This is a genomic window from Aerococcus sp. NPDC058936 (assembly GCF_042741995.1).
Lineage (GTDB): Bacteria > Bacillota > Bacilli > Lactobacillales > Aerococcaceae > Aerococcus.
In genome coordinates this window covers 86,499-97,414 of the sequence record NZ_JBHYKZ010000003.1, presented here as the reverse complement: position 1 = coordinate 97,414, position 10,916 = coordinate 86,499, and the positions used below count along the sequence as shown (strand labels likewise).

4 protein-coding genes and 1 pseudogene are annotated in these 10,916 nt (G+C 40.1%); 4 read left to right on the top strand and 1 reads right to left on the bottom strand.

Translation table 11 applies throughout. The features are described from left to right. Window positions 1-397 (top strand): iron-containing alcohol dehydrogenase (locus tag ACFW0C_RS03345; RefSeq protein WP_378105369.1); only part of this gene is annotated, 397 nt, incomplete at its 5' end. Window positions 398-399: 2 nt separating this feature from the next. Then, window positions 400-1,644: a nucleoside transporter C-terminal domain-containing protein gene (locus ACFW0C_RS03340; RefSeq protein ID WP_338191845.1), complete on the top strand. Its 1,245-nt coding sequence runs from the start codon at window positions 400-402 to the stop codon at window positions 1,642-1,644. Window positions 1,645-1,760: 116 nt separating this feature from the next. Here ACFW0C_RS03340 and ACFW0C_RS03335 read toward each other — a convergent pair whose 3' ends face one another. Beyond that, window positions 1,761-3,125, bottom strand: a complete 1,365-nt coding sequence (locus ACFW0C_RS03335; protein ID WP_338191844.1) for an FAD-dependent oxidoreductase — start codon at window positions 3,123-3,125, stop codon at window positions 1,761-1,763. 480 nt (window positions 3,126-3,605) lie between these two features. Here ACFW0C_RS03335 and rpoB point away from each other — a divergent pair. Together rpoB and rpoC are read left to right on the top strand one after the other, a co-directional pair. Beyond that, window positions 3,606-7,070 (top strand): annotated as a pseudogene (rpoB, locus tag ACFW0C_RS03330) (DNA-directed RNA polymerase subunit beta); the annotation flags it as partial. Between the two features lie 149 nt (window positions 7,071-7,219). Beyond that, a complete protein-coding gene (rpoC, locus tag ACFW0C_RS03325) occupies window positions 7,220-10,876 on the top strand; it encodes a DNA-directed RNA polymerase subunit beta' (RefSeq protein WP_378105368.1) in 3,657 nt (1,218 codons plus the stop codon). Window positions 10,877-10,916: the final 40 nt, after the last annotated feature.

Here is a 10,916-nt window from a genome sequence, read left to right as displayed (position 1 = left end):
TGGGGGGACCCACATTGGGCATTCAATTGCACATATTACCGGCGCAGAATTCCATGTACCTCATGGTATGATGTGTGCTTATGCATTGCCTGCGGCATTAAAATATGTTTCGGGTGTCCAAACTCGGAAAGTGAAAGAAATTGGACAAATTTTGGGGCTAACATTTAATGGTGATGAAGATGCTGATCAAATTGGGAATTTAGTGTCGAAAGCTTATATTCATTTCAGAGATGTAACTTTAGGAATGCAGCCAATTTCTAAATTCAATATTGATAAAGACGTGTTTGTTAATCTTTCGTCAGAAGTTGTTAAAGAACGTTTTGCATCAAATACGCCGTTACCCTTAAATGAAGAAGTTGTAAGAAGGTTAATGATAGAGATTATTGAGGGTGAATAATTATGGGAATTATCAGAAACATCATTGGTGTTATATTGATTTTGGCAATTGCTTATTTTGCATCTTGGGATAGAAAAGAAATCAAAAATCGCTTAGTAAATATTGGCGTAATGTTTGTTTTGATGTTTATTGTAGCATTCGTATCTTTACGTACAACATTTGGTATTTCTTTATTACAAGGAATTTCAAATGCTTTTGCATGGTTGAATGTACAAGCCCAAGGAGGCATTAATTTCGTTTTTGGTGGCATTATGTTTGAAGAAGGTGCTAGCGTATTCTTCTTTAATGTATTATTACCGATTGTATTCTTCTCTGCTTTAATTGGTATTTTAGATTATTTAAAAATCTTACCTTTTATTATGAAATGGGTAGGTTGGGCAATTAATAAAATCACTGGTGTTGGTGAGTTAGAAAGCCAGTATTCTATTATGACTACAATGATTGGGCAACCGACTGCATATATGACCATTAAAGACCAGATTCTAGCAATGAGTGGGAAGAGGTTGTTTACATTTCTAATGACCTCTACCTCAACAGTTGCAGCATCTACTCTGGCTGCATATATGGAGATGATCCCTGGTGAATATGTTGTAGTCGCAGTATTTCTTAATATTTTTGCAACATTTATTATTTCTAGTTTTATTAATCCGTACGACACGGCGACAGAGAATAAATATATGGAAGAAAAAATGAATGCAAATAAACCTACTGAGATTGAGAGTATTTCAGAGGTTGAGGAAGAAAATGAAGTGAAGCCTAACTTTATTTCTGTAATTAGTGATTATATTTCTAATGGTTGGGGATTAGCAGTCGCTGTAGCAGCTACTTTGGTGGGGTTTGTTGCGATTATCACATTCTTGAATAATGGACTAGATGCTTTAGTAGGTGTTACATTTACGGAAGTTGTTGGGTACATTTTCTCACCAGTTGCATTTGCTATCGGTGTACCAAGTGTGGATATTGTAGAAGTTGGTTCTATTATGGCACAAAAATTATTTACCAATGAGTTTGTGGCCTTAGCTGAGGTAGGTAATTTAACTGGTGCTATCTCAGAAAAATCTTTGGCGATGATTTCAGTATATTGTATGAGCTTTGCTAACTTAGGTACGTTAGGTATTGTTACTGGCGGTATTAAGGCTATAAGCGAAGAAAAAGCTGAAATTGTTGGTGGTTACCTGGGTAAACTACTGCTTGGTGCGACATTGTCATCATTGCTTGTAGCGGCAATAGTAGGTATGTTCTTTTAACTTCGATAAGATAATATAGAAAACAGGCAGGTAGACTAATGGAATCTACCTGCCTGTCTTTTCTTTGTTATAAAAGATATTGTATATCTATGGTGAAAAAGTGATTTTCGTTTGGCTTAGAAAATCATTGTGTCTGCGCCGTAAGGTTGACCTTGTGCTTCTTGCGCTAAGACATTTAAGAAGTTCCAAGGACGGTTGAATTCTGGTTGGAAGAAGAAATCAGCTTGTGCTAATTGGTCTACAGTCCATTCAGCTTCAATCGCAACAGAAACAGCATTAATAGCTTGAAGAATGTCATAAGTTGACATTAATTGTGCTCCTAAGATACGACCGTTATCGGCATCATAGTGAAGTTTCATTAAGACTTTTTCTTCGTCATGCATAAATGAAGGACGGATTAAGTCTTCTTTGTAAACAGATTTTACATTTCCTTGGTAAGAGTTTGCGTTAGCATCTTTGATACCAGTAGTTGCGAATTTGTAGTCAAATACAGCAAGACCTGATGTACCGTTTACGCGACCAATTTTAGCGTCTGCATCACCACTTGCGTGACGAGCCATGATGACACCTTGGCGACGAGCGTTAGTTGCTAAAGCAATATAAGCTTTATCGTTTGTTGGTGCAAAAGGAATGGCAGTTGCATCACCGGCAGCGTAAACATCTTTAACTGAAGTTTCCATGTGTTCGTTGACTTCAACAAAGCCACGACCATCAAGGGTTAAAGTGTCTTTCAACCATTGTGTGTTTGGACGAACACCAACACTGATAACAACTGTATCAGCTTCGTAAGTGCCTTTGTCAGTGACTACAGCAGTTACTTCGTTGTTTTCGTTGACTTTAAATTCTTTCACACCTTCGCCAGTTTTAATCTTCATACCTTTATCTTCCATATGTTTTGTAAGAAGACTAGTGAATTCACTGTCAAGATAAGTTGGTAAGATTGAGTCCACGAAGTCAACAACTGTAACATCAATACCAGCTTGTGCATAAGCAACTGCTACTTCGATACCGATATATCCGGCACCAACAATGACCGCTTTTTTAGCTGAAGCCATACGGTTTTTCACTTTATCTGCCCAGTTTCTACCGCGTAAGTAGAAGATGTTTTCATGTTGGTCATCTACATTAGGAATAGTTCCTGGCACGCCACCTGGAGAAAGCAATAGTTTGTCATAGCTTTCCGTAGCTTCTACACCGTCAGTTGTACGTGTTGTAATTTCTTTTGTGTCTGGGTTGATGGCAATCACACTTGTGTTCATGCGGATGTCAACACCTTGTTCTTTATAAGATGCTTCATTTGCGTAGTGTAATTCATCCAAAGATTTTGCAATATCTTCTAGATAGGACTGAATACCACATGATAGGAAAGAAGCGGTTGATCCAGCTTCAAATACAACAATTTCTGCATCTGAGTCTTTTTTCAATAGTGTTTGCACAGCTTCGAAACCTGCATGTGAAGTTCCTACTACAACGTATTTCATTCGTATTACCTCCAAAGGTCATTGTTTATCGTAAATAGAATTTATTTACCCAATTAATTATACACCTCTTTGTGAAAAAATGGGAGAATTGTCATATATAACAATTTTTCGTTTTTCTGGTCGTAAATGTCTATTAGGACGCGAAGAAATACACTTTACCCACTAAGTAAAATTTTAAGAATTAGTTTGCGTTTGAATCTCTGGGTAATTTGATCTGTTTAATTTTTCAAACAGCATTAATCGTTGACACGGAAGTGGAAATGGTGTATTATTAGTTCTGTATATTATTAATTGGATTGGGACGTGCCGAAATATTGTCCGGACGCGTTTCTAGGCGAAAACAAAAGGTAATGACAGGAAAGTCAAATCATCTTTTGTTATTTTTTTGCCCATTTTTAGGGTAAAAAGGCCTTAATGAGTAATTTCTTATCAAATTCTCATTAAATTCTAACAGTTTAAATTTCGGAGAGGTGGCTTTTAATGACTGGGCATAATGTCAATTTCGGTAAACATCGCGTTCGCCGCAGTTACTCACGTATTAATGAAGTGCTAGAATTGCCAAACTTGATTGAAATCCAAACGGACTCATACAAATGGTTCTTGGATCAAGGGATGAAAGAAATGTTTGAAGACATTTCTCCTATTGAAGATCATGCTGGTAAATTAGCCTTAGAATTTGTTGATTATTCATTTAAAGAAGCTAAATACAACTTAGCAGAAGCACGTGCACACGACACAAACTACTCAGCGCCAATTTATGTAAAATTGCGCTTAATGAATAAAGAAACTGGTGAAATCAAGGATCAAGAAGTATTCTTCGGTGATTTCCCACTAATGACTGATGGTGGTACGTTTATCATCAATGGTGCGGAACGTGTAATCGTTTCTCAATTAGTGCGTTCTCCAGGTGTCTACTTCCACGACAAATTAGATAAAAATGGTCGCCAATCATTTGGTACCACTGTAATCCCTAACCGTGGTGCATGGTTAGAAATGGAAACAGATGCGAAAAACATCTCTTACGTACGTATTGACCGTACACGTAAAGTGCCAATGTCAGTATTGATGCGTGCATTAGGTTTCTCTTCTGATGACCAAATTCGTGAAATCTTCGGAGAAAGCGAAACATTAGAATTAACTTTAGAAAAAGATGTCCACAAAGACTTATCTGATTCTCGTACAGAAGAAGCCTTAAAAGAAATTTACGAACGTCTACGTCCAGGTGAACCAAAAACTGCAGACTCATCTCGTAACTTACTAACTGCTCGTTTCTTTGACCCACGTCGCTATGACTTAGCAGCTGTTGGTCGTTACAAAGTAAACAAAAAGTTAGATATTAAAAACCGCTTATTCAACCAAATCTTGGCTGAAACTTTGGTTGATCCAGAAACTGGTGAAATCTTAGCGGATAAAGGTACTGAACTAAACCGTGAAATCATGGATAAATTAGAGCCATATTTTGACAATGGTTTAAACGTGACAACATTATATCCAAATGATGATGCTGTCTTAACAGAACCTGTTGATGTTCAAATCATTAAAATCCAAGCGCCTAAAGACGCTGACCGAGTAATCAACGTTATTGGTAACGCGAGCCCAGGTAGAGAAGCTCGTGCCTTAACAATTGCTGACGTGTTAGCTTCGTTAAACTACTTCTTAGGTTTATATGAAGGTATTGGTAAAACAGACGACATCGACCATTTAGGTAACCGTCGTATTCGTTCAGTTGGTGAATTATTACAAAACCAATTCCGTATCGGGTTATCTCGTATGGAACGTGTTGTACGTGAACGTATGTCTATCCAAGACATTGAAAAAGTAACGCCACAACAATTAATCAACATCCGTCCAGTAGTTGCGTCAATCAAAGAGTTCTTCGGTTCTTCTCAATTGTCTCAATTCATGGACCAAACCAACCCATTAGGTGAGTTGACGCACAAACGTCGTCTATCTGCCTTAGGACCTGGTGGTTTGACTCGTGACCGTGCTGGATATGAAGTTCGTGACGTTCACTACTCTCACTACGGTCGTATGTGTCCAATCGAAACACCTGAGGGACCAAACATTGGTTTGATCAACAACTTGGCGTCATATGCGAAAATCAATGAATTTGGTTTCATTGAAACACCATACCGCCGTGTTGACTGGAACACACATAAAGTAACAGACCGTATCGACTACCTAACAGCTGACGAAGAAGATAATTTCGTTATCGCCCAAGGTAACTCTATCTTGAACGAAGACGGTTCATTCGCAGAAGAAATTGTTATGGCTCGTTACGTTGAAGAAAATATCGAAGTGAAACCTGAACGTGTTGACTACATGGACGTTTCACCTAAACAGGTAGTATCTGTTGCAACAGCGTCAATTCCTTTCTTAGAAAACGATGACTCTAACCGTGCCTTGATGGGTGCTAACATGCAACGTCAAGCTGTGCCATTGTTACAACCACATGCACCACTAGTTGGTACTGGTATGGAACATAAAGCTGCAGCTGACTCCGGTGCAGCAGTCGTTGCCCAATTTGATGGTGTTGTTGAATACGTTGATGCACGTGAAATCCGTGTACGCCGTGAAGATGGTGCTTTAGACAAGTACCCATTAATCAAATACCACCGTTCAAATGCCTCAGCTTCTTACAACCAAACACCTAACGTGACTATTGGCGAATCTGTTACAGCTGGCGAAATCCTAGCTAACGGACCTTCAATGGAAAAAGGGGAAATGGCTTTAGGTCAAAACCCTCTAATCGCCTTCATGACTTGGGATGGTTATAACTACGAGGATGCGGTTATCATGTCTGAACGTTTAGTGAAAGACGATGTCTACACTTCTATTCATATTGATGAATTAGAATCTGAAGCGCGTGACACTAAATTAGGACCTGAAGAAATCACGCGTGAAATTCCTAACGTTGGTGAAGATTCATTACGTAACCTTGACGAACGCGGAATCATCCGTATTGGTGCTGAAGTGAAAGATGGTGACATCTTAGTTGGTAAAGTAACGCCTAAAGGGGTAACTGAATTATCAGCAGAAGAGCACTTATTACACGCTATCTTCGGTGAAAAAGCACGTGAAGTTCGGGATACATCATTACGCGTACCACATGGTGGTGGCGGTATCGTTAACGACGTGAAAGTATTCTACCGTGAAAACGGCGACGAATTATCACCAGGTGTTTCTATGTTAGTTCGTGTTTACATTATCCAAAAACGTAAGATCCAAGTTGGGGATAAGATGGCCGGACGTCATGGTAACAAAGGGGTTGTGTCTCGTATCTTACCTCAAGAAGACATGCCTTACATGCCGGACGGAACACCAGTTGATATCATGTTGAACCCTCTAGGGGTACCTTCTCGTATGAACATCGGGCAAGTATTAGAGTTGCATTTAGGTATGGCTGCACGCGAAATGGGCATCCACATTGCAACACCAGTATTTGACGGTGCCAACGAAGAAGACGTATGGGAAACAATCAAAGAAGCAGGTATGGCAAGCGATGCTAAAACTGTTCTTTACGATGGTCGTACAGGTGAACCATTCGACAACCGTGTTTCTGTAGGGGTAATGTACTACTTGAAACTGTCTCACATGGTCGACGACAAATTACATGCGCGTTCAACAGGTCCTTACTCACTTGTTACACAACAACCATTGGGTGGTAAAGCACAATTTGGTGGACAACGTTTCGGTGAGATGGAGGTTTGGGCACTAGAAGCATACGGTGCGGCATACACATTACAAGAAATCTTGACTTACAAGTCAGATGACGTTGTAGGACGTGTACAAACATACGAAGCTATCGTTAAAGGTGAACCAATTCCAAAACCAGGTGTACCTGAATCATTCCGTGTATTAGTTAAAGAGTTGCAATCATTAGGTCTAGACATTGAAGTATTAGACTCTGATAAGAAAGCAGTAGATTTACGTGACATGGATGAAGTAACACCGGGCTTCCCTAAAAAAGATCAAGAAAACAAAGAAAATGCGGTTGATGCAGATGCAACTGTTGAATCACAAGTAAGTGAAATCACTGCACAAAAACAAGTAAACGAATAATTTGGGCAAATTAGATAAGGGAGGTTGGCCCCTTGGTAGATGTAAATAGATTTGAAAGCATGCGTATCGGGTTAGCTTCACCAGACAAGATCAGATCATGGTCTTACGGTGAGGTTAAGAAACCCGAAACCATCAACTACCGTACACTTAAATCAGAAAAAGAAGGTCTTTTTGATGAAAGAATCTTTGGACCTTCTAAAGACTGGGAATGTTCTTGTGGTAAATACAAGGGCATTCGCTATGCTGGTGTTGTCTGTGACCGCTGTGGCGTTGAAGTTACACGTTCTAAAGTACGTCGTGAACGTATGGGTCACATTGAATTAGCGACACCTGTAACACATATTTGGTACTTCAAAGGTATCCCATCTCGTATGGGCTTGATGTTAGACATGAGCCCACGTTCGCTTGAAGAAGTTATCTACTTCGCATCTTACGTTGTAACAGATGCTGGTGATACGCCATTAGATTACAAACAATTGTTATCTGAAAAAGAGTACCGCGATAACAAACGTGAGTACGGTGAAGGCTTTAAAGCAGCAATGGGTGCTGACGCCATCAAGACCTTGTTATCACAAGTGCAAATTGATAGCGAAGTTGCCGACTTAAAAGAAGAATTAAAAACAGCTAAAGGTCAAAAACGTACACGTGCAATCCGTCGTTTAGACGTTTTAGATGCTTTCCGTAAATCAGGTAACGATCCTGCGTGGATGGTAATGGATGTTATTCCAGTTATCCCACCAGAATTACGCCCAATGGTTCAATTAGATGGTGGCCGTTTCGCTACGTCTGACTTGAACGACTTGTATCGTCGTGTAATCAACCGTAACAACCGTTTGAAACGTCTATTAGACTTAAATGCACCAAATATTATCGTGCAAAATGAAAAACGTATGTTACAAGAAGCGGTTGATGCGCTATTCGATAACGGTCGTCGTGGGCGTCCAGTTACTGGTCCAGGTAACCGTCCATTGAAATCATTGTCACACATGCTTAAAGGTAAGCAAGGACGTTTCCGTCAAAACTTACTGGGTAAACGTGTTGACTACTCTGGTCGTTCTGTAATCGTTGTTGGTCCTTCATTGAAGATGTACCAAGCTGGTTTACCAAAAGAAATGGCGCTTGAATTATTCAAACCATTCTTAATGCGTGAATTAGTTGCTCGCGATATGGCAATCAACGTGAAACACGCCAAACGTAAAATTGAACATCAAGATGAAGATGTTTGGGACGTTTTAGGCGAAATTATTCGTGAACATCCAGTTCTATTGAACCGCGCACCTACCTTACACCGTTTAGGTATTCAAGCCTTTGAACCGGTCTTAGTTGAAGGTAAAGCAATCCGTCTTCACCCACTTGTGTGTGAAGCCTACAATGCCGACTTCGATGGTGACCAAATGGCGGTCCATTTACCATTAGGGGAAGAAGCGCAAGCAGAAGCCCGTTTATTAATGCTAGCTGCAACGCATATCTTGAACCCTAAAGATGGTCAACCAGTTGTTACACCGTCTCAAGATATGGTCTTAGGTAACTACTACCTGACAATGGAAGAACCTGAAGTAATGGGTGAAGGTATGTTAATGTCTTCTATTAATGAAGCGCATATCGCCTATACGAATGGTTACGTGCAATTACATACACGTGTTGCTTTCCCAACAGATGCATTACCTAAAAAACCTTGGACTGAAAACCAAAAAGGTAAATTGATGGTGACAACTATCGGTAAATTATTCTTTAACGAGGTAATGCCTGAAGAGTTCCCGTACATCAACGAACCAACAACTGAAAACTTAGAATCATCTCTATCTGATAAATTCATTATGGAACCAGGTACAGACGTGAAAGAGTTCATTAGTCGTCAAGATATGGTTTCACCATTTAAGAAAAAATACTTAGCGCGTATCATCGCACAAGTATTTAAAGTATCTAGAATCACTGAAACTTCGATTATCTTGGATAAAATGAAAGATTTAGGTTTCAAATATTCTACACGTTCTGGTATTACCGTAGGTGTGGCAGATATTACAAACCTAGAATCAAAAGCGGCGTCTATCCAAAAAGGACATGACCGTGTTGACAAGATTACAAAACAATACCGTCGTGGTTTGATTACAAACGACGAACGTTATGACCAAGTTATCGACACTTGGAATAAAGTGAAAGATGAAATCCAAATTGCCCTAATGAACTCACTTGATCAAGATAACCCATTCTTCATCATGTCCGATTCAGGTGCCCGTGGTAATATCTCTAACTTTACCCAACTTGCTGGTATGCGTGGTTTGATGGCCGGACCTAACGGTAAAATCATCGAGTTACCAATCTTGTCTAACTTCCGTGAAGGTTTGACCGTACAAGAGATGTTTATCTCGACTCACGGTGCCCGTAAAGGTATGACCGATACGGCCCTTAAGACAGCCGATTCAGGTTACTTGACTCGTCGTCTTGTTGACGTTGCCCAAGATGTAATCATTCGTGAAGCAGACTGTGGCACTGACCGTGGGTTAGCGATTGAAGCAATCAAGAATGGGAACGAAGTGATTGAAACACTTGAAGAACGTGTGACTGGCCGTTACTTACAAAAAGAAGTACGTCATCCAGAAACTGGCGAAATCATTGCGAACCACAACGAATTAGTCGACGAACAAACTGCTCGCCGCATCGTTGAAGCTGGTGTTGAGCAAGTAACAATTCGTTCAGCCTTCACATGTAACACTCGTCACGGTGTATGTAAACATTGTTACGGACGCGACCTATCTACTAACCAAGAGGTAGAAGTAGGGGAAGCAGTTGGTACAATTGCTGCACAATCTATCGGTGAGCCAGGTACACAGTTAACAATGCGTACATTCCATACTGGTGGGGTTGCCGGTGATGACATCACTCAAGGTCTTCCTCGTATCCAAGAGATTGTTGAAGCACGTCATCCAAAAGGTCGTGCCGTAATTACTGAGGTTGCTGGAGAAATCGAAGCAATCGAAGAAGACGAAGCAAGCCGTACGAAGACAGTATTTGTTAAAGGTATGACAGACTCTCGTGAGTACAAAGTACCTTACACAGCGCGTATGAATGTTGCTGAAGGCGATACTGTTCACCGTGGACAACAATTAACAGAAGGTTCAATCGATCCCAAAGACTTACTACGTGTAACAAACACACTAACTGTTGAAACATACATGTTAGATGAAGTTCAACGTGTATACCGCTCTCAAGGGGTAGATATTAATGATAAACACGTGGAGGTTATGGTTCGTCAAATGCTACGTAAAGTACGTGTCCTTGACCCAGGTTCAACAGACTTGTTACCAGGTAAATTAATGGATACTGCAGACTTTACAGATGCCAATACTGAAGCAATCCGTTCAGGTGAACTACCTGCAACAGCGCGTCCAGTATTATTAGGTATCACTAAAGCAGCCTTAGAAACTAACAGTTTCCTATCTGCAGCCTCATTCCAAGAAACAACTAAAGTCTTAACTGACGCGGCTATCCGTGGTAAAGAAGACCACTTACTTGGATTGAAAGAAAACGTTATTATCGGTAAAATCATCCCTGCAGGTACAGGTATGGCTCGTTACCGTGAAATGGAACCGAAAAAAATCGGTGACACACAACAACTAATCTACGGCGAAGAAGTAGATGAAGATGCTGAAATTAGCCAAATTGACTACTCAAGTATTCAAGAAAACTAATTCACCATTGTAGAAACGACAAATGAATATTCAGACGAGA